At 73.8% G+C, this 19026-nt stretch carries 15 protein-coding genes and 1 pseudogene; 8 read left to right on the top strand and 8 right to left on the bottom strand.

Annotation, left to right across the window (positions count from 1 at the left end; translation table 11 throughout):
* Window positions 1–135: 135 nt before the first annotated feature.
* Window positions 136–1389 carry an amidohydrolase gene (locus H7H31_RS27515; protein ID WP_187060299.1) on the top strand — a complete coding sequence of 418 codons (1254 nt, stop codon included), beginning with the start codon at window positions 136–138 and terminating at the stop codon, window positions 1387–1389.
* A gap of 21 nt (window positions 1390–1410) precedes the next feature.
* On the opposite strand, the gene H7H31_RS27510 is transcribed toward H7H31_RS27515, so the two are convergent.
* The 3 genes from H7H31_RS27510 to H7H31_RS27500 form a co-directional block, all read right to left on the bottom strand.
* Window positions 1411–1779, bottom strand: coding sequence for a chorismate mutase (locus H7H31_RS27510; RefSeq protein ID WP_187060298.1), 369 nt, complete (start codon window positions 1777–1779; stop codon window positions 1411–1413).
* Window positions 1780–2320: 541 nt separating this feature from the next.
* Complete coding sequence (locus H7H31_RS27505) at window positions 2321–2575, bottom strand: hypothetical protein (protein ID WP_187060297.1); 255 nt, start codon at window positions 2573–2575, stop codon at window positions 2321–2323.
* A 183-nt stretch (window positions 2576–2758) separates the two neighbouring features.
* Window positions 2759–3973 carry a helix-turn-helix domain-containing protein gene (locus H7H31_RS27500; RefSeq protein ID WP_187060296.1) on the bottom strand — a complete coding sequence of 405 codons (1215 nt, stop codon included), beginning with the start codon at window positions 3971–3973 and terminating at the stop codon, window positions 2759–2761.
* 321 nt (window positions 3974–4294) lie between these two features.
* Here H7H31_RS27500 and H7H31_RS27495 point away from each other — a divergent pair, with 321 nt between their 5' ends.
* Together H7H31_RS27495 and H7H31_RS27490 are read left to right on the top strand one after the other, a co-directional pair.
* The gene (locus H7H31_RS27495; RefSeq protein ID WP_187060295.1) at window positions 4295–4456 is read left to right on the top strand and encodes a hypothetical protein; all 162 of its coding nucleotides are present in this window, start codon (window positions 4295–4297) and stop codon (window positions 4454–4456) included.
* A gap of 2 nt (window positions 4457–4458) precedes the next feature.
* A complete protein-coding gene (locus H7H31_RS27490; protein WP_187060294.1) occupies window positions 4459–4929 on the top strand; it encodes an NUDIX domain-containing protein in 471 nt (156 codons plus the stop codon).
* Window positions 4930–5105: 176 nt separating this feature from the next.
* On the opposite strand, the gene H7H31_RS27485 is transcribed toward H7H31_RS27490, so the two are convergent.
* The gene (locus H7H31_RS27485) at window positions 5106–5987 is read right to left on the bottom strand and encodes a helix-turn-helix domain-containing protein (protein ID WP_187118292.1); all 882 of its coding nucleotides are present in this window, start codon (window positions 5985–5987) and stop codon (window positions 5106–5108) included.
* Window positions 5988–6362: 375 nt separating this feature from the next.
* On the opposite strand from H7H31_RS27485, the gene H7H31_RS27480 reads away from it, so the two are divergent.
* Together H7H31_RS27480 and H7H31_RS27475 are read left to right on the top strand one after the other, a co-directional pair.
* Window positions 6363–8129, top strand: a complete 1767-nt coding sequence (locus H7H31_RS27480; protein ID WP_187064566.1) for a glycoside hydrolase family 35 protein — start codon at window positions 6363–6365, stop codon at window positions 8127–8129.
* Window positions 8130–8205: 76 nt separating this feature from the next.
* Window positions 8206–8604, top strand: a complete 399-nt coding sequence (locus tag H7H31_RS27475; protein ID WP_187064565.1) for a VOC family protein — start codon at window positions 8206–8208, stop codon at window positions 8602–8604.
* A 138-nt stretch (window positions 8605–8742) separates the two neighbouring features.
* Here the strand turns inward: H7H31_RS27475 and H7H31_RS27470 are convergent, their stop codons facing one another.
* Window positions 8743–9915, bottom strand: coding sequence for an epoxide hydrolase family protein (locus H7H31_RS27470; protein WP_187064564.1), 1173 nt, complete (start codon window positions 9913–9915; stop codon window positions 8743–8745).
* Window positions 9916–10017: 102 nt separating this feature from the next.
* Here H7H31_RS27470 and H7H31_RS27465 point away from each other — a divergent pair, with 102 nt between their 5' ends.
* The gene (locus tag H7H31_RS27465) at window positions 10018–10593 is read left to right on the top strand and encodes a CGNR zinc finger domain-containing protein (RefSeq protein WP_187064563.1); all 576 of its coding nucleotides are present in this window, start codon (window positions 10018–10020) and stop codon (window positions 10591–10593) included.
* Between the two features lie 181 nt (window positions 10594–10774).
* Here the strand turns inward: H7H31_RS27465 and H7H31_RS27460 are convergent, their stop codons facing one another.
* Together H7H31_RS27460 and H7H31_RS27455 are read right to left on the bottom strand one after the other, a co-directional pair.
* Window positions 10775–13894, bottom strand: a complete 3120-nt coding sequence (locus H7H31_RS27460) for an endo-alpha-N-acetylgalactosaminidase family protein (protein ID WP_232110113.1) — start codon at window positions 13892–13894, stop codon at window positions 10775–10777.
* A gap of 233 nt (window positions 13895–14127) precedes the next feature.
* Window positions 14128–14624: pseudogene (locus H7H31_RS27455) on the bottom strand (alpha/beta hydrolase); the annotation flags it as partial.
* Window positions 14625–15015: 391 nt separating this feature from the next.
* Here H7H31_RS27455 and H7H31_RS27450 point away from each other — a divergent pair.
* A complete protein-coding gene (locus tag H7H31_RS27450) occupies window positions 15016–15885 on the top strand; it encodes an SDR family oxidoreductase (protein ID WP_232110112.1) in 870 nt (289 codons plus the stop codon).
* A gap of 43 nt (window positions 15886–15928) precedes the next feature.
* Window positions 15929–17713: a thiamine pyrophosphate-requiring protein gene (locus H7H31_RS27445; protein ID WP_187064570.1), complete on the top strand. Its 1785-nt coding sequence runs from the start codon at window positions 15929–15931 to the stop codon at window positions 17711–17713.
* Window positions 17714–17818: 105 nt separating this feature from the next.
* On the opposite strand, the gene H7H31_RS27440 is transcribed toward H7H31_RS27445, so the two are convergent.
* Window positions 17819–19015, bottom strand: a complete 1197-nt coding sequence (locus tag H7H31_RS27440; protein ID WP_187064562.1) for an FUSC family protein — start codon at window positions 19013–19015, stop codon at window positions 17819–17821.
* Window positions 19016–19026: the final 11 nt, after the last annotated feature.

The raw sequence follows: 19026 nt of genomic DNA, 5'->3' as shown, positions 1-19026 counted from the left end.
GCGGTGGCAGGGTGGGGGCATGACGATCGCCGTACGCACCCCGCGTCCCCCGCTCCCGGCGTGGCCCGGGACCGCTTCCCGTCCCGCGCCGCCGGCCGCGCCGGCCGTGACCCGCCGCCCCGCCGGGGGCACGCGATGACGGGGGTGGCGGGCGCCGGGGCCGGCGGGGAGCGGCCGGTGGAGGTCGCCGCGCGGCGGCGGGCGCTGGAGCGGATCGACGCGTTCGCCGGCCGGCTCACGGAGCTGAGCCGGAGCCTGCACGCCGATCCCGAGTTGGCCTTCGCCGAGCACCGGGCGGCGGGGCGGCTGGCGGCGCTGCTCGAGGAGGCCGGGTTCGCCGTCCGCCGTGGCCCGTACGACCTGCCGACCGCGCTGACCGCCTCGTACGGCACGGGCCCGCTGACGATCGGGGTGTGCGCCGAGTACGACGCGCTGCCGGAGCTGGGGCACGCCTGTGGGCACAACGTGATCTGCGCGGCGAGCGCGGGGGCCGCCATCGGTCTGGCGGCGGCCGCCGACGAACTCGGCTTCGCGGTGCGGCTGCTCGGCACCCCGGCCGAGGAGACGGGCGGCGGCAAGGTGCTGATGCTCGACCGTGGCGCCTTCGACGACGTGACGGTGGCGATGATGGCGCACCCGGGGCCGGCGGACGACGTCGATCCGCGCTCGTCCACGACGTCGGTCGCGCGCTTCGACGTGACGTTCACCGGGCGCGCCTCGCACGCGGCGCTCGCCCCGGAGTCGGGGATCAACGCCGGGGACGCCGCCGTGGTGGCGCAGGTGGCGGTGGGGCAGTTGCGGCAGCAACTGCCGGACGGTTACCGGGTGGCGGGCATCGTCCGTGAGGGCGGCGCGCAGTCGAACATCATCCCGGAGCGGACCGTGCTCTCCTTCGAGGTACGCACGCCCACGGCGGAGGAGTTGGCCGCGCTGCGCGAGCGGGTCGCGGACTGCTTCCGCGGCGCCGCGCTCGCCACGGGGTGCGCCGTGGCCATCACGGCGACCCAGCCGGACTACCTCGACCTGCGCAACGACGCCTGGCTGATGGCCCGGTACGCGGACGGGCTGCGCGCGGCGGCCGGCCGCTCCCCCGCCGAGCCGGCCGGCCCGCCCCGGCGCATCGGCGCGTCGACGGACATGGGGAACGTGACCCGCGCGCTGCCCGCGATCCACCCGCACCTGGGCCTCATCGGCTCCAGCGGCACGCCGCACACCAGGGAGTTCGCCGAGTGGACGGGCGGCGCCGCGGCCGACGACGCGGTGCTCGCGGGGGCCCGCGCCATGGCCTGGGCGGGCATCGCGCTCGCCGCCGACGAGGAGCGCCGCGCGCACTACCTCGACCTGCGCGCCGCCGGCGTGGGCGGCGCGACGAGCAGCGCGGACGGCTGACCCGACGCGCCGGTCCCCCTCCTACGGGGTGCCGCCGCCGTTGGCCACGACGTCGTCGGCGATCTGCTCGTGGTGCCGGATCACCTCGGCGATGATGAAGTTCAGCAGCTTCTCGGCGAACCCGGGGTCGAGCTTGGCGCTCTCGGCCAGCTCGCGCAGCCTGGCGATCTGTCGGGCCTCGCGCGCCGGGTCGGCCGGCGGCAGCTTGTGGTCGGCCTTGAGTCGGCCGACCCGCTGGGTGCACTTGAAGCGCTCGGCGAGCATGTGGACGACGGCCGCGTCGATGTTGTCGATGCTGTCCCGCAGCCGCGAGAGCTCGGCGCGTACGGCCGCGTCACCCGGGGTTGCGGTGTCCGTCTCTCCGGTGTCCGTCTCCCCGGTCGGCGGCACGGAGGTGGCCCGCTCGGCGGAGCGTGCGGGCAGGTCGGGCTGGTCGTTCATCGCGTGGGTCTCCCGATGCGGTCACGGGCGGCAAACGGCGCCACGCTAACAGGACGCGCCCGGTGCCGAACGGCCGGCCGCGACCACGCCCGCGCCGTCCGGCGGCGCGCTGGAGCGCGGGCGGCGCACGGACGGGGACACGGAGGGGGGCGCGGACGGCGTACGAGCAGGGCGCGGGCGGGGTACGGGCTCGGCGCCTGCGGGGTCCGGGTCGGGGGCCCAAGTCGTGGGTCCGAGCGCGGCCCCGGGGCTTGCGGTGCGCGGGGGCCGCGCGCTGCCGGCGCTCTCGCGCCCCGATCACGCACAACCCACCCTCATCGATTCGGCAGCGCATCAGACAGCACTCCCGACCGGCGGGAACGGCGTGTGCTGTTCCAGTACGTGCTGCCTCAGCTCCTGGCCCAGCCGCTGGTACTCGGCCGCGCGTCGCCCCGCGCGGGCACGCTGCCGGCGGGCGGCGAGAGACCGGCACTGGGGGCAGTTCCCGCGACTACTCGGCGCCAGGGGAGTCACCCCCGGCCGCGTGGTCCCGCTTCTCGTGCGCTCGCCAAGCCTCAGCCGCGGACCGGGCCTGCGTGAAGTCGCGCAGCGCCTTCGCGCGCTCGGCGACGATCCACAGCGCACGACACTTGGCGCAGGACTCCCGGCCGGTGGCCGCGATGTCTTCCCGCGCTTCCCGGTCGTGCTTGTCGATCAGCGCGGCGAGCTTGGCGTCGGCGGGAGTTGGGGCGGGGGTGTCGCTCACCGGGCCCCCTGTCGTTCGCTGCCAACACGGCCGCTCGGGCGCGTACGCTGGCACATGGCTGCCTACCTTCCAGGTGGTCCACGCCCCCGGACTGGTCAGACGGTCGCGGGGGTCTTGCGCTACGTCAGCGAACCGCGACCGACAGCAGCGGACCAGGGACGGAACCGTCCCACTTCTGAAGGCTTAGTCAGCCACCCCCAGGAATACGGCAAGCTTTCGCAGGCCAGGCGGGCGATTCGGCCCGGCCCGCAGATCGCTGACAATGGACACGGCGAGCGTGTGGTGACGCAGCCATGCCGGAGCAACTCGGTGCAGCGTCTGGAGAGTACGCACGGCCCCGGCAGCATCTCCGACGTCCGTATACGCGCGGGCAACGTCGAGCAACAGCCACGAGCGCCACGACGGAGGGACGTGTGCGTTCAGGCGCATCCCGCGAGCGATATCAAGCGCCTCGGCAGGCCGCTCGTGTTCAGCCGCGAGACGCACGCGCTCGATACGTACGGACGACGTGCTGAACATCGAGAGCAACTTGCCGTCAGCAGGCGCCGGGAGTCGGGCCAGCCGTTGGGCTGCTGCTTCAGCGGTCCGCATCATCTCGTCAGCCGTGTCGTAGTCGTCGCTCCGGGCGTACGAGGTGGCCGCTGACATCAGAAGGCCGCCCCAGACTCGTATGCCTTCGGCGGTCCGCGCGTGCCTCCGTTCCACCTCGTCACCGGCGTACACAGCCACGTCTTTCGCGTCGCACAGGCGATTCTGTCGCTGATAGGCCCACGCCACAGACCCCGAAATCGTCGGCGCCAACAGCGGATCAGACGACTGTTGGGCGGCGCCTATGGCGCGTTCCAACGCGGCTAAGGCCAGGTCAGATTTCCCGAGCCGAAGGGCGAGATGCCCGCCGAGTTGCAATGCCTTGCCAAGCGCCGCCTGTCCGGCCGCTCGCTGGTCGGGATCGCCCACGGCGGCCAGGAGCCGGGCATCATTGATGATGCCTGGGAGTTGCTCCATGACGCGGCCGAATTCCGCCGCGTGATAGAGCGTCCACCCTGCCGCCAGTTCGGCGCGCAGCAGCGGGAGCGACAGCGGCTCAACGGCCGACGACTTCGGGGGCGGGGCGAACAGCGGGGGCATGATGGCACGACGCACGGCTACCAACTGCGGGGGTTCGACATCCCCGCTTGACGGGACCCCGGGCGGATCACCCAGCAGACCCGTCAGCTCCACGCCGAGCCCCTTCGCGAGGGCGTGCAGGGTGGGTAGGCGAGCGCCGTGCTTACGGTGCTGCTCCAGCTTCCGCATCACGTCAACGGACACACCTGAACGCTCGGCCAGTCCTTCTTGGGTGAGGTCAGCGAGGCGGCGGAGCTGCGCGATTCGATCGCCCAGATGCTCAACTGCCATGCTGTAGACGCTACTCCGCTCGGCGGCGGGAGCATCACCCACCGGGAAACGGGCCTACCACGCCGGCGTCGCTCACTAGTGCTGGGCCCAGCTCTCGACCCGCGTCGGCTCACCATCACGATGGCCATGGCACTACTCATCGAGGTCTGCATCACAGCGCTAGGCTGAACAGCCTTCCCGCTAGAAGGGACCAGCATGGGGCGATTCATCGAGTTTGGGCGATAGGTCGCGATCAGTGGAAGTTGCAGAAAACAGGGCCCCCGCGAGATAAAGCCGCAGGTCGATTGCTCTGGTCCCCGCGCGCGCGGGGATGGTCCCTGGATGTTCCGAGACTTCGAGTCTGTCTTCTTCTGGTCCCCGCGCGGGGGGATGGCCCGGCGCTCGTACCAGACCGGCGCCGGCAAGGCAGGCATATTCGACACGTACGCCGACAGCTTCGCGGCCATCTGGAAGTCCGCCGTTCCGCTCCGTCAGGAAGGTTAGCTTTGGCCCGTACCGAGTACTACGACGATCCGACCGCCCCTGCACCGAACAGCATGGTCGTGGCGGCCTCCGCCGTGGTAACCGACGATGAGGGGCGCATTCTGCTCCAGCGCCGCCGGGATAACGAGCTGTGGGCACTGCCCGGCGGGGGCATGGACATGAGCGACTCCCTGCCCGGGTGCGCGGTACGCGAGGTCAAGGAGGAAACCGGCCTTGACGTAGAGATCACCGGGTTGGTGGGCACGTACACCGACCCACGCCACGTCATCGCGTACACGGACGGCGAGGTACGGCGGCAATTCAATATCTGTTTCACCGCGCGCGTGCTTGGCGGAACACTGACCATCTCCGACGAGTCAACAGAGTTGCGCTTCGTGGCTTCCGAAGCGGTAGAAGATCTGCCGATGCACCACACACAGCAACTACGCATTCGGCACTACTTGAAACATCGAACCTCGCCGTATCTGGGCTGACATTGTGTGATGAGGTAAACCTGCAGGTCGATTGCTCTGGTTCCCGCGCGTGCGGGGATGGCCCCCTCCTGACGACGCACGTCAGACGGGTCGCCGACTGGTCCCCGCGCGTGCGGGGATGGCCCCACCAACCACCAGGGTCACGGCGCCCCCGCAGGGTCCCGTCCCACCCCCGGTCAGGTCACGGCGGGCGGCGTGGAGCGGATGGTCGGGGGGTGGCGCGGGTCGGGGATCGCGTCGCTCCAGCCGCCGGGGGCGGCGCGGCCCTGCTGTTCGCGGAAGCGGCCGGGCGCGATGCCGACCCGGCGGGTGAACAGCCGGTTGAAGTAGGCGGGGTCGTCGTAGCCGACCCGGCGGGCCACGGCGGCCACCGACAGTTCGGTGCCGACCAGCAGTTCCTTGGCCCGGCCGAGCCGGATGCCGAGCAGGTAGTCCTTGGGGCTCGCGCCGGCCGCGCGGCGTACCACCGCGCGCAGTTCGGCCGCGGTCATGCCGTGCCGGGCCGCGTGTTCGGCGACCGACAGCGGCAGGAAGGCGTCGCGCGCCAGCGCGCGCAGCACGGGATCGGTGTCCCCCGCGGTGTCCGCGCGCGCCCGGCGCAGCGCGACCAGCAGTTCGTGGACGGCGGCGGAGGTCTCGACTTCGAGCAGCGGGTTGCCCGGCTGGGCGGCGCGGGTGATGCGGCCGATGGCGGCGCGGGCGGTGACCGTGTCGGTCAGGGCGACCACGGGCCGGTCGGGGTCGATGTAGCCCAGCTCGGTGTACGCGGCGACGGCCGGCCCCGTGAAGTCGACGAAGCTCTCGTCCCAGCCGGCGTCCCGGCTCGCCCCGTAGTGGTGCGGCACGCCGGGCGTGAGCCAGAGCAGGGCGGGCGCGGTGACCGGGCGGCGCACCCCGTCGGCGGCCTCGAACCAGCCGCTGCCGGCGCTCACCACCACCGCCACGTGGTGGTCGAGGACGCGCGGGCCGACCGTGGGCAGCGCGCCGTGCTGGAGGCCGACGCCGAGGCAGACCAGGCCGAGCTGGTGGTGGACCGGGGTGGGCATGAAGTACCGCATCCAGGTCCGGTACGCGCGCTCCTCCACCGCCTGCCTCTCGTTCCGTCGCTGGATGACCGGTCCTCGGGGTGCCAAGATCTTCTGCGCCACGTGGTCGACGGTATCCGGCCAAGCTGGCCGATGCCCCCGTCGCCCGGCCGGGCCGGGCCCCATGGCGGGCCCCGAACGAACCGCACACCCGGAGAGCGCCCGTCCGCCACCCCGTCGCCAACTCCCGTTCACCCGGCGACCGCGCGCCGCCCGTGGTGGCCACCGCCGCCCGCGCGGCGCCCCGCTCCGTCCACCCAGCGCCGACCTTTGTCCATGGACCGGCCGCCGGCCGGCGGGCGAGGGTGTGGGCGTTGGCGGGCCGGGGTGCGAGAGGCGGTGCGGGGCGTGGCGGAGTTCGCGGTCACGGACGAGGGGTTCACCTGGGACGGGCGGCCGGTGCGGCTGCTCTCGGGGGCCGTGCACTACTTCCGGGTGCCCGAGGAGCACTGGGCGCACCGGCTGGCGATGGCCCGTGCGATGGGCCTGAACTGCGTGGAGACGTACGTTCCGTGGAACCTGCACGAGCCGCGCCGAGGGGAGTTCCGCGACGTGGCGGCGGTGGGCCGGTTCCTGGACGCGGCGCACGCGGCCGGCCTGTGGGCGATCGTGCGCCCGGGCCCCTACATCTGCGCCGAGTGGGAGAACGGCGGGCTGCCGCACTGGCTGACCGGGCCGCTGGGCCCCCGGGTGCGGACCCGCGATCCGGAGTTCCTGGCCGCGGTGGGCGCGTGGTGCGAGCGGGTGCTCGCGCAGGTGGTGCCCCGGCAGGCGGACCGCGGCGGACCGGTGGTCATGGTGCAGGTGGAGAACGAGTACGGCTCGTACGGCAGCGACCAGCGCTACCTGCGGCACCTGGCCGACGCGCTGCGGCGGTGCGGGGTGAGCGTGCCGCTGTTCACCTCGGACGGCCCCGAGGACCACATGCTCACCGGCGGCTGCCTGCCCGGGGTGCTGGCGACGGTGAACTTCGACGCGGGCGCGCGCGAGGCGTTCGCCGCGCTGCGCCGGCACCGGCCGCGCTCCCCGCTGATGTGCATGGAGTTCTGGTGCGGCTGGTTCACGCACTGGGGTGCCGAGCCGGCGACCCGGGACGCGGCGGAGGCGGCCGAGGCGCTGCGGGAGGTCCTGGAGTGCGGCGCGTCGGTCAACCTGTACATGGCACACGGCGGCACCAACTTCGGCGGCTGGGCCGGCGCCAACCGGGCCGGCGAGCTGCACGACGGCGCGCTGCGGCCCACCACCACCTCGTACGACTACGACGCGCCGATCGACGAGCGCGGCGCGCCGACGGAGAAGTTCTGGCGCTTCCGCGAGGTGCTCGCCGACCACACGCCGGGCCCGCTGCCCGCGCCGCCGCCCGCTCCCCCGTCGCTGGGCCGACCGGTCACCGTGCGGCTCGACCGTTGGGCGCCGCTGGACGGCGTGCTCGACGCGCTGGGTGGGCCGGAGACGCACGCCGCGACGCCGCCCACCTTCGAGGAGTTGGACGTGGACCGTGGCGTCGTCCGGTACCGGTTCGAGGTGCCGGGGCCGCGCGCGCCCTACCCGCTGCGCGTGCTCGGGTTGCGGGACCGCGCGCTGGTCACCGTGGACGGGGTGCGCGCTGGCGTGCTCGACGAGCGGGACGCGCTGCTCGGCGAGGTGGCCGGGCCGGCGACGGTAGAACTGTGGGTGGAGTCGCTGGGCCGAGTCAACTACGGCCCGCGGCTGGCCGAGCCGAAGGGCATCACCGGCGGCGTGCTGCACGAGCGGCAGTACCTGCACGGAGTTCGGGCCAGGCCGCTGCGGCTCGACGCGGTCGAGCGGCCCGGCGCGCTGGCGCGGATCGCGTACGGGCCGGCGCCAAGCGGCGCGGAGCCCGGCCTGTTCGCCGGCTCCTTCGAGGTGGCCGCGCCGGGCGACGCGACGCTCGAACTGCCGGGCCGGGTCCGCGGCTTCGCCTGGGTCAACGGCCGCTGCCTGGGCCGCTACTGGTCGCGCGGCCCGCAGCGCGGCCTGTACGTGCCGGGTCCCTGGCTGCGGGCGGGCCACAACGAGTTGCTGCTCCTGGAACTGGAGGGCACGCCCGCCGACGCCGACGCCCAGCCCGTCGGGCCCGCGCTGCTGAGCTGAGCGGCGCGGGGGCCGGCGGGGCCGGGCCCGGGCGCGGGAGGTGGACGCGGGGGCCCCGCTTCGGCACCCTGCCGTCATGATCGCGAAACTTCAGTACACCGTCATCGACTGCCCCGACCCGACGGCCCTGGCCGGCTTCTACGGCGCCATCCTGGGCTGGCGGCGGAACGCCGACGACCCCGACTGGGTCACCCTCACCTCGCCGGAGGGCCAGCGCTTCGCCTTCCAGCGCGTCGCCGACTACCGGCCGCCGCGCTGGCCCGACCCGAACCACCCGCAACGCTTCCACCTGGACCTGGAGGTGGAGACCCGGGACGACGTCGAACGGGCCCAGCGCGAGGTGGAGGCGCTGGGCGCCACGCTCGTCCACGACACCGGCGGCGCCCGCTCCGGCTTCCGCGTCTTCACCGACCCGCTGGGACACCCCTTCTGCCTGTGTTACGGGCAGGGGCTGGGGCTTGAGGAACCGTCCTGAGCGGTGCGGGGCCCTGGCCAAGCGGCCAGGCCGGCACGCGGGCGGGGCGCCCGGAGCCGTTCCCGTACCCGACGGTGGGCACCCGCCCGGCCCGGCACGCCTCGGCGGCCCGTGCGCCAGGCCGCCGGTCGGCCACGGTCACCGACGGGCGGCCAGCACCGCCGCGAGGCCCTCGCGCAGGTCCCGCACGAAGTACGCGGGGACCTCAAGGGACGGGAAGTGACCCCCGCTCTCGGGTGACCGCCATCGGACGAGGTGCCGGTAGCGCTGCTGGGCCCAGGGGCGCGGGCACTTCTCCACGTCGCGCGGGTACATGGTGATCGCCGTCGGGACGTCGACCCGGAGGTCCGGGTCCAGCGAGTCGTGGCTCTCGTAGTAGATGCGGGCCGCCGACGCGCCGGTCCGCGTCAGCCAGTACAGGGTGACGTCGTCGAGAACGCGGTCCCGGGAGATGGTCTCGAAGGGGCTGTCCTCGGTGTCCGACCACTCGGCGAACTTGTCGAGGATCCAGGCGAGAAGCCCGACCGGTGAGTCGACGAGCGCGTAGCCGATGGTCTGCGGTCGGGTCGCCTGCTGCTTCGCGTACGCCGCGCGGTGGCGCCAGAACCGCCGGGTCTCCTCGGCCCAGGTGCGCTCGACCGGCGTCAGCCCTTCCGTCGTCACCCCGGGCGGGGCCTGCGCGAACGTGGTGTGGATGCCGAGGACGTGCGCCGGGAACCTGCCACCGAGGACCGTGGTGATGTTGCCGCCCCAGTCGCCGCCGTGGGCCAGGAACGTGCGGTAGCCGAGCCGCCCCATCAGCTCCACCCAGGCGGCGGCGATCTTCTCGGTTCCCCAGCCGGTGGTGGTCGGCTTGTCGCTGTAGCCGAAGCCCGGCAGCGACGGGGCCACGACGTGGAACGCCGGCGCGTCCGGACCGGCCGGTTCCGCCAGTTCGTCCACGACGTCGACGAACTCGGCGACGCTGCCCGGCCAGCCGTGCGTCAGGACCAGCGGGGTGGCGTCCGCGCGCGGGGAGCGGCGGTGCAGGAAGTGGATTCCCAGGCCGTCGATGACCGTGCCGAACTGGCCGATGCGGTTCAGGCGCGCCTCGAACGACCGCCAGTCGTACCCGGTGCGCCAGTAGTGCGCGACGTCGGTGAGGTCGGCGAGCGGAACGCCCTGCCCCCACCGGCCGGGGCCGGGCGCGGCGTGGTGGACCGTCTCGGCCTCCGGCAGCCGGGCCGCGGTGAGTCGGGCGCGCAGGTCTTCGAGGTCGGCGTCGGCCGCGCGGGCCGTGAAGGCTCGTACGTCGCTGGTGGGCGGGGGCATGGGACCTCCTGGCCGTCGAGGGACCGGCCACGACACGCGTGAACCGGCTATAACGGTTCTAGCAGCCCGCCGAGCCAGGTAGCAACCGGCTAAGGTGGTTCCATGAGTGCCGCGTTCCCTGACTTCCGCCTCGGCAGCGTGCTGGCCACCAGCTTCACGGGCACCCTCTCGGAGCGTCACGGAAACCCGGTGGAGCGCATCCCCACGCCGCACCGGCTGGTCGACTGGCTGGCGGTGTACGGACTCGCCGTGGACTCCTGCACCCCCGCCCAACTCGACCTCGCCCGGGAGCTGCGGGAGTCGATCCACGCCGCCGCGACAGCCGCCGCGCTCCAGGACGCGCTCCCCGCGTCCGCCGTCCAGGTCATCAACGACCGCAGCGCGCGGGGGCGGGCCTCGGCGGTCCTGACACCCGAGGGCGAGCACCGATGGCGGCTCAGCCCGGCGTCCCGCGTGGCGGACGCCCTCGGCGTGATCGCCGCCGACGCGATCAGCGTCATCGCGGGCGAACGCGACGGAAGGCTGGCCCTGTGCGCCTCCCCGACCTGCCGCGCCGCCTTCTTCGACACCAGCCGGAGCCGCACCCGCAGGTGGTGCGACATGAACACGTGTGGGAACCGCCAGAAGAAGGCGCGCTTCCAGGCGGGCCGGCGCCACAACGCCAGCTCGGCGGAGTGAGCGCCCGCTCCGGTCCGACGCCGTGGACCCCCACCATGCCCGCGCCTCCTCCGGCACGTTGAACGCACGCCGCCCGGCCGGCCAGGGCCAGTTACGGGCCCCGGCCAGCCAGCCGGGGCCAGTTGCGCGCCCCGGCCGGCCGCAGGCGCCAAGCCGCTCTCAGTCCGGTCTCAGTCCGGTCTCAGTCCAGCTCGCGCACCGTGAACGCGTCCAGGACGAACTCCGCCTTGCCGTCGTCTCCCACCTTCCGCAGCCCGACCCAGGCGTCGCCGTCGGACGGTGCCGTGAAGGTGTGCCGCCAGCGCGTCGGCGCCGTCGCCACCGGCAGCGGCGCGCGGCTCAGCTCGCGCGGCGCAGGCTCGTCCACGCCGGTGACCCACGCGTACTGGCCGGCCCGCTCGTTGGCGTAGCGGAAGGTGACCTCGTAGCGGCGGCCGGGGCGGAAGCCCACCGTGTGCGGGACGGTGCGGTAGACCAGTCCGCGGTTCTCGCCACGGGACTTGAGGGACTGGCCGCCGTCGAGCACGTCGTCGATGGCCTTCCCGTTCCAGCCGCGCTGGGTGTACGGGGCGTGCCGCTGCGCGATGTGCGTGCGCGGGTCGTTGGTGCCGCCCGCGTCGCCCTTGACGAACGGGCCCCAGCCGTGCGGAACGTGCTCGAAGTCCTCGTGGACGAGCACGTCGCGGTCGTGGCCGCGCGGGTGGCGGGTGGGCACGACGCGCACGTTGTCGAAGCGGACCCGGGCCGCGCCCGCCGCCGCGCGGAGCGTCAGCTCCACCGGTCCGCCGCCCTCGGGCACGGTGAAGCGGGTGAGCAGGCGTTGGAAGCGGGTGTCCTTCTTGCGGTCGGCGGCCACGTGGTTGACGGCGGTCGAGCGGTCGGCCCAGTTGCTGGCGGTGATGCCGTCGGCGGTCCGTACCTCCAGGGTGGCCCGGCGCCGCTCGCCGGCCCGCGCGCCGACCTCGACCTGCACGGAGGCGGCGTACTCGCCGGGGGCGAGGCGGCCCAGCCGCTGCCCGACGGCGGCCGGCCCGCCGGCGTCGATGACCAGTTCGTAGTCGCCGCGCTCGCTGCGGGCCACCCGCGCCGGGCCGCTGACCCGCCAGCCGGCCAGCGTGCCGGCGTGGAAGCCGGGGTCGTGCACGGGCGTGTGCGCGCCCCAGTTCGGTGCGCTCTGGCGCGGGGCGGCGTCGCGGTAGACGACGTAGGGCGTCGCGGCCTCGGCGGCCACGGTGACCTCGCCGCCGCGTACGGGGAGCCGACCCACGCGCGCGCGGCCCTGGTCGGTGAGACGGTAGAGGGTGACGTGTCGGGCGTGGGACCAGCCGCGCGGCAGGTGCCAGGTGGTGCTGCCGCCCCGCGGGTTGTAGTGGTAGAGCTTGGCCGGGTCGGCGGCGTCGCGCGGCTCCCAGGGCAACAGGTAGGCGCCGCCCGCGTAGACCACGCGGCCCGCGGTGGTGATGGTCCGCTGGCCTTCGGCGTCGGAGACGGTGGTCGCGCCGGGGCCGAAGAAGGTGATCTCGTGCGCGTGCCAGGACTTGATCGGGTACGCCTGGAGGTACTTGGCGGGCAGGCTGTCGGTCCAGATCTGCTGGTAGAAGGCGTTCCAGTCGACCTTGCCGACCCAGCCCTCGAAGTTGCCGGTGCGCGGGATGCCGAGCAGCGGTTCCCTGTCGGCGAAGACGTCCTTCTGGTGGTTGCGGACGAAGCGGATCAGCCGGGAGTTGATGCCGCGCGAGGTGTCGGGTCCGTAGTCGGTCTCGGTGGCCCAGTGCGACCACAGGGACGAGCGCTCCAGGCCGTGGCCCCATTCGGTGGTCACGTGCCAGCCCTGCGCGCGCAGCTCGCGCTGGAGCCGGTCGGAGTTCCAGCCGGACTCCCGGAAGACGTCGATGTACAGGGTGTTCAGGCCCGCGTCGGTCTCCTCGTGCAACTGCCGGAAGCGGCGCGCGATGTCGCCGGAGACCAGGTCGCGGCGGGCGTCGATGCGGTACGACTGGTCGAGCCAGTCCCACTGTTCGTCGTCCTTGTTCACCAGCGTCTCGGAGAACGCGTTGGCCACCGGGTACGACTCGGTGGCGTTCACGTGCACGGCGAAGTCGCTGTTCCACCGCCTGCCCTCGCGCAGCAGCGCGTTCAGGTCGCGCAGACCGCCGGCGCGCTCGTTGTAGTTGCCGCCGTAGTCGGGGTGCGCCGAGTCGTGGCCCTCGGACGCGTACCCCTTGAGCAGCGTGTACTGCCGCAGCCCGTCGGTGGCCAGCGCGATCCGCTTGACGTTGTCGAGGGTCGCCAGGAACGGGTTGGTGGCCTGGCTGGCGAAGTTGAACGGGATGTGCGGCACCACCCGCAGGTGCTGTTCGTCGGCACCCAGCGGGTTGACCATGATGTCGCGCAGGGCGATCGCCGCGTCCTGCCAGTCGACCCGCCCGTCGCCGCCCCGGTCGCGGGTGACGATGACGGTGGCGTACGGCAGCGGCTCGGTCATCCGCGCCGGCGCGCCCGCCGCGCGGTAGGTCCACTGGCCGCAGGCGAGTTGGGCCTTGGTGTAACCGTCCCGGCGCACCGTCTGCCGCCACAGCCGGCCGTTGTCCCAGGTGGCGCCGGGCGTCGCCGCCGGCAGGTCGAAGACGGTGTTGGTCTCGATGGCCGCGCCGATGCGGTCGGTGGCCACGACGGCGTACGCGCAGCCGACCGGCTCGGGGTCGACCGGGGTCGCGTCGCTCACCTCGATCAGGGTGTCGCCGCTCTTCGCCCGGTCCAGTTCGATCCGGGCGGCGAGCAGCGTGGCCCCCGGCTGGTCGCCGCGCACGCTGAGCAGCGCGAGATCGGGGACGCGCAGCGTGCCCACGGGCAGCGCCGGCGCCTCGGCGATGTGGGTGACGCGCCAGTCCACGCGCCAGTCGGTGACCCGGATCTCCACGGTGATCTCGGTACCCGCCGCGAAGGCCAGCGTGTAGACGGCGCGGTCCGCGCCCGCCACGCAGGTCACCGTGGGCGTGTGCGCGACCCCGTCGACGAGGACGGTGGCGACCGGGTCCTCCTGGCCGTGCAGGACGGCCCCGGTGGCGCGGTCCACGTACGCCACGACGCGCGGGAAACCGGCGTCCACCCGCACCTCCAGGGCCGCGGAGCGCAGCCGCAACGGACCGCGCGGCCGGCGCCGTGGCGCGCCGGGCGCGGCGTGCGCGGCGGTGCCCAGCGGCGCGAGCGCGGTGCCCACGCCGACAAGTGCCGTCCCCGCCACCAGCGTTCTCCTGGCCGGCCGCCCCGTCCCCCGCTCTCGTGCGCTCTCCGATGCCACGGTGTGCTCCTCACGTCGCCGGTTCCTGGTGTGGGGACACTCTGGGCCGCACCCGTGGGGGTCGCGATGGACAAAGCCGGGGCGACTGTTGGACTAAGGCCGTGGGGCGTACGAGCGCGCGCCCGGGCGCTGGTGGCGGGCGACCGTCGTCGGGGAGGCCGAGGCCCGTCCCCGGCGCCGGCCGCGCGGCCGGTGCCGGACCAGCGCCCGTCACCCGGCCGCCGGCCCGGGCCTCACCTCAGGTGCCGGTCCAGGAACCGGCACGCGTCCTCCAGCTCGAAGGGCGGGGTGCCGGTGTGCCCGCCGAGGTTGGCGTGCAGCGTCTTCTCCTCGCCGCCGAAGGCGTCGAAGAGGTCCAGGGCCCGCTGCCGGGAATTGCCCTCGTCGTCCCACTGGAGCAGGAACAGCAGCGGGATGGTGAGCCGCCGGGCCTCCTCGCGCTGGGCCCGGGGCACGTAGCCGCCGGCGAAAGGCCGGCGGCCACGACGCGCGGCTCGGCCACGGCGAGGGCGATGCCGAGGGCGGCCCAGCCGCCGGAGTACCCGACCGGGCCGTCGATCTCGGGCAGCTCCGAGAGGGCGTCCAGGGTGAACCGCCACTCCGGGACGGCGTTCTTGACCAGCGGGCCGACGACGGATTCGAGGATCGCGTCGGCCGATTCGCCGGCTCGCAGCGCCCGCCGCAGGTCGGCGCGGGCCCGCTCGTCGGCGGCGGACCGGGGGCGGTCGCCGGGAGGCCAGCAACGACCGCCGAGGCCGGCCAACGGGTTTTCGCTCCGGGGCCCTGGGCTTCTCCGGACTTCCGGCTCCGGGTCCGGCCGCCGCGCCTCGCGGAGACCGGCGCTACCCGGGAGACCGGCACGGCCCGGGAGGCCACCCCGCCGCGCCCGCCCACAGGCCGGCCGGGCCCCGCCCGCACGGATACGAACTCCCCGCCCGCACGGGTACGGGTCCCGGCCGCACCGGCGCGGGCCCGGTGGCCGGGGCTTCCGGGGGAGTTACGTGGGCCAACCAGGGGGAGCGGCGACGTACCGGGTGTTCCGGGGCCTTCGGTGGGAACCCGTGGGCTGTTGTTGCCCGTACCCGGGGCGCCGCGAGGCGCCCCGGCGGTCAGGAGGACCCGTGAGCGATCCAGTCCAGAAGCACCCCCGTCCCGAATTCCCCGAGCAGGACCAGGCCCACCCGGGCTGGACCGGTCCGATGGACCCGCCGCCCGACCACGGCGAGGACTCCTACCAGGGCAGCGCCCTGCTGACGGACCGCGTGACGATCATCACCGGCGGCGACTCGGGGATCGGCCGCGCGGTGGCCCTCGCCTTCGCCCGCGAGGGCGCCGACGTGCTGTTCACCCACCTGGCGGAGGAACGGTCGGAGGCCGAGCGGACGGTCGAGCTGGTGACGGAAGCCGGCCGGCGGGCCGTCCCGGTCGAGTGCGACCTGCGTTACGAGGAGCAGTGCCAGGCGGTGATCGACCGCGCGCTGTCGGAGTTCGGCCACATCGACGTCCTGGTGAACAACGCCGCCTACCAGATGAGCCAGCCGGACGGCATCGAGGCGATCACCACCGAGCAGTTCGACCGGGTGCTGCGCACCAACCTGTACGCGCTGTTCTGGCTGTCGAAGATGGCGCTCCCGCACCTGCCCGCAGGCGGCTCCATCATCAACACCACCTCCGTGCAGGCGTACAAGCCCAGCCCGCACCTGCTCGACTACGCCACCACCAAGGGCGCCATCGTCACCTTCACGCAGGGGCTGGCGCAGATGGTCGCCGAGCGCGGCATCCGGGTCAACGCGGTGGCGCCGGGGCCGGTGTGGACGCCGCTGATCCCGGCGACGCTGCCGGAGACGGCCGAGTTCGGCAAGCAGTCGCCCCTCGGGCGGCCGGCCCAGCCCGCCGAGATGGCGCCCGCCTACGTCTTCCTCGCCTCCGACCGGGCCAGCTACATCACCGCGGAGGTCGTGAACGCCACCGGCGGAACTCCCCTGCCGTAACCGCCGCCCCAGAACGCACCACTCGGAGAGGAGTTTCGTGTCCATCAAGGTGTCCGACTACGTCCTGCAACGGCTGCGCGCGTGGGAGGTGGAGCACGTCTTCGCGTACGCCGGCGACGGCATCAACGGCCTGCTGGCCGCCTGGGAGCGGGCCGACAACCAGCCCCGGTTCATCCAGGCCCGGCACGAGGAGATGGCCGCCTTCCAGGCCGTGGGGTACGCCAAGTTCTCCGGCAAGGTCGGGGTGTGCGCCGCGACCTCGGGGCCGGGGGCGATCCACCTGCTGAACGGGCTCTACGACGCCAAGCTGGACCACGTGCCGGTGGTGGCGATCGTCGGGCAGACCGACCGCAGCGCGATGGGCGGCTCGTACCAGCAGGAGGTCGACCTGCTGAGCCTGTACAAGGACGTGGCCGCCGAGTTCTGCGAGATGGTGACCGTTCCCGAGCAGTTGCCGAACGTCCTCGACCGGGCGATGCGCACCGCCTACGCCAAGCGCACCGTGACCGCCGTGATCATCCCCGCCGACGTGCAGGAGCTGGACTACACGCCGCCGCGGCACGCCTTCAAGATGGTCCCCTCCAGCCTCGGTCTCAGCTCGTACGCGCCCGTCCCGGGCGACGCCGAGCTGGACCGGGCGGCCGAGGTGCTCAACGCCGGCGAGAAGGTGGCCATCCTCGTCGGGCAGGGCGCCCGGGGCGCGCGGGCCGAGGTGGAGCAGGTCACGGAGGCGCTCGGCGCGGGCGTGGCCAAGGCGCTGCTCGGCAAGGACGCGCTGCCCGACGACCTGCCGTACGTGACCGGCGCGATCGGCCTGCTGGGCACCCGCCCGAGCTACGAGCTGATGCAGGGGTGCGACACGCTCCTGGTGATCGGTTCGAGCTTCCCGTACAGCCAGTTCCTGCCCGAGTACGACCAGGCCAGGGCGGTGCAGATCGACATCGACCCGTTCATGGTCGGGCTGCGGTACCCGTTCGAGGTCAACCTGGTCGGCGACGCGCGGGAGACCCTCGCCCGGCTGCTGCCGCGCCTGACGCGGAAGAAGCACGGGGCGTGGCGGAAGAAGATCGAGAAGAACACCGCCCGCTGGTGGGAGGTGATGGAGCGGCGGGCGGCCGTGGAGGCCGATCCCGTCAACCCGGAGCACGTCGTGCACGCCCTGGACGCGGTGCTGCCGGACGACGTGATCCTGACCGCCGACTCGGGCTCCGCCGCCAACTGGTACGCGCGCCACCTGCGGCTGCGCGGGGCCATGCGCGGCTCGCTCTCCGGCACGCTGGCGACCATGGGCCCCGGCGTGCCGTACGCGATCGGCGCGAAGTTCGCCCATCCGAACCGCCCCGCGCTGGCCCTGGTCGGCGACGGGGCGATGCAGATGAACGGCATGGCGGAGCTGATCACCGCCGCCAAGTACTGGCAGGACTGGTCCGACCCGCGACTGATCGTCGCCGTCCTCAACAACGGGGACCTCAACCAGGTCACCTGGGAGATGCGCGCCCTGTCGGGCGCCCCGCAGTTCCTGCCGTCGCAGGCCATCCCCGACGTGCCGTACGCGGACTTCGCCCGCTCCATCGGCCTGGACGGGGCGCGGGTGGAGGAGCCGGCCGAGGTCGCCACGGCCTGGCAGCGGGCGCTCGCCGCGGACCGGCCCTTCGTCCTGGACTTCCGGGTGGACCCGGCCGTGCCGCCGATCCCGCCGCACGCGACGCTGGACCAGATCGAGGCCGCCGCGGCCTCCCTGGTCAAGGGCGACAGCGACCGAGGCGCGGTGCTGCGGCAGGGGCTGAAGGCCAAGGTGCAGGAGATGCTGCCGGGCGGTCACGACTGACGCCGACCCACCCGGGCCGGTCCCGCGGGCGCTCCCGAGCGCCCGCGGTACCGGTGGTCAGCGGGACCGACGGCCAGCGGAGCCAAGGGCCAGCGGGACCGGTGGTCACGGGCGGCCCGGCTGGTCGCGGTCGTCCCCCGCGTCCCGCGCGGCGTCGCCCCGGTCGGTGTCGGGAGCCAGCTCGTACAGCAGTTGCTTGCTCTCCACCAGCAGGGCGCCGCTGACCGTGGTCGCCCCGAAGCGGTGGTGCTGGAAGTCGTCGACGAACTGGTCGTACAGGGCCCAGGCCCGGTCGCGGCTGCGCCGCGCCTCCGCCTGATCGGGCCGCTCCCCGCGCAGCGAGCGCTCGGCGACGGCGCACAGGCTGGCCACCTCGGCGACGAGATCGGCGTACCGGCTCAGGAACGCGCTTTCCGGCACCACGAGGCGGGGCTCCTCGCCCGCCGTGCCCTCCAGGGAGCGTGTGATGGCGGTCAGGTGGCCGGCGACGCGCGTCCAGCGGACGTCCTCCTCGGCCGGCGGCGGGGCGCCGACGCGCCGCAGCCGCCAGCCGGGGTTGGCCCGCGCGCTCTCCGCGGTCCACTGCCGGGCCTCCGCCAGCTCCCGGGAGAGCTGTTCCAGCCGCCGGGCGCGGTCGTGCCACTGCGCGGCGTCGGCGGCGGACCACTCCTCCCGCAGCGAACCGGCCATGGTCTCCAGGAGTTCGGCGCTCTCGCGCATCAGCCGCAGCAGCCGCTCGTGCACGCTGCGCAGGTGCACCGGCGGCAGCACCAGGGCGTTGACGCCGATGCCGATGACGGCGCCGATCAGGCACTCCAGCAGGCGGTGGCCCACCTCGTCCAGCGAGTAGGCGCCGTAGGTGATGACGAACAGGGCGGTGGTGGCGCCGTAGAGCCCCTGCGCCCCCAGCCGGCGGTAGGTGCCGAACAGGACCAGCACCGGCAGCGCGATCACCATGGCGCCCAGCGTGTTGCCGCCGGTCATGGCCATCGCCGCCGACGCCCACAGGGTCCCCGCCATGATCACGCCGAGTTGCTGGACGCCCGACCGCAGGGAGCGGTAGACGGTGGCCTCGACCAGGGCCAACGCCGTCCACGGGGCCAGCAGCGCGAGCGGGGCCTTCAGCCACCAGCCCGTCAGCGCCCACGCCGCGATGGCCGCGCCCGCCGCCTTGAGCGCCTGCGTCATGGTGTCCCGCTCGGGGCCCGACTGCCGCACGGCGAGGCGCGCGCTGCGCCAGGCCGCCTCCACCTCCGTTCGCAGCCGATCCCCCACGGTCATCAGCCTGTCGCCGGTCGACAACGGCGCCTCCT

It is taken from the genome of Streptomyces buecherae (assembly GCF_014295035.1).
In the GTDB taxonomy this organism is placed as follows: Bacteria; Actinomycetota; Actinomycetes; order Streptomycetales; family Streptomycetaceae; genus Streptomyces; species Streptomyces youssoufiensis.
This window is presented reverse-complemented; position numbering and strand designations above follow the sequence as displayed.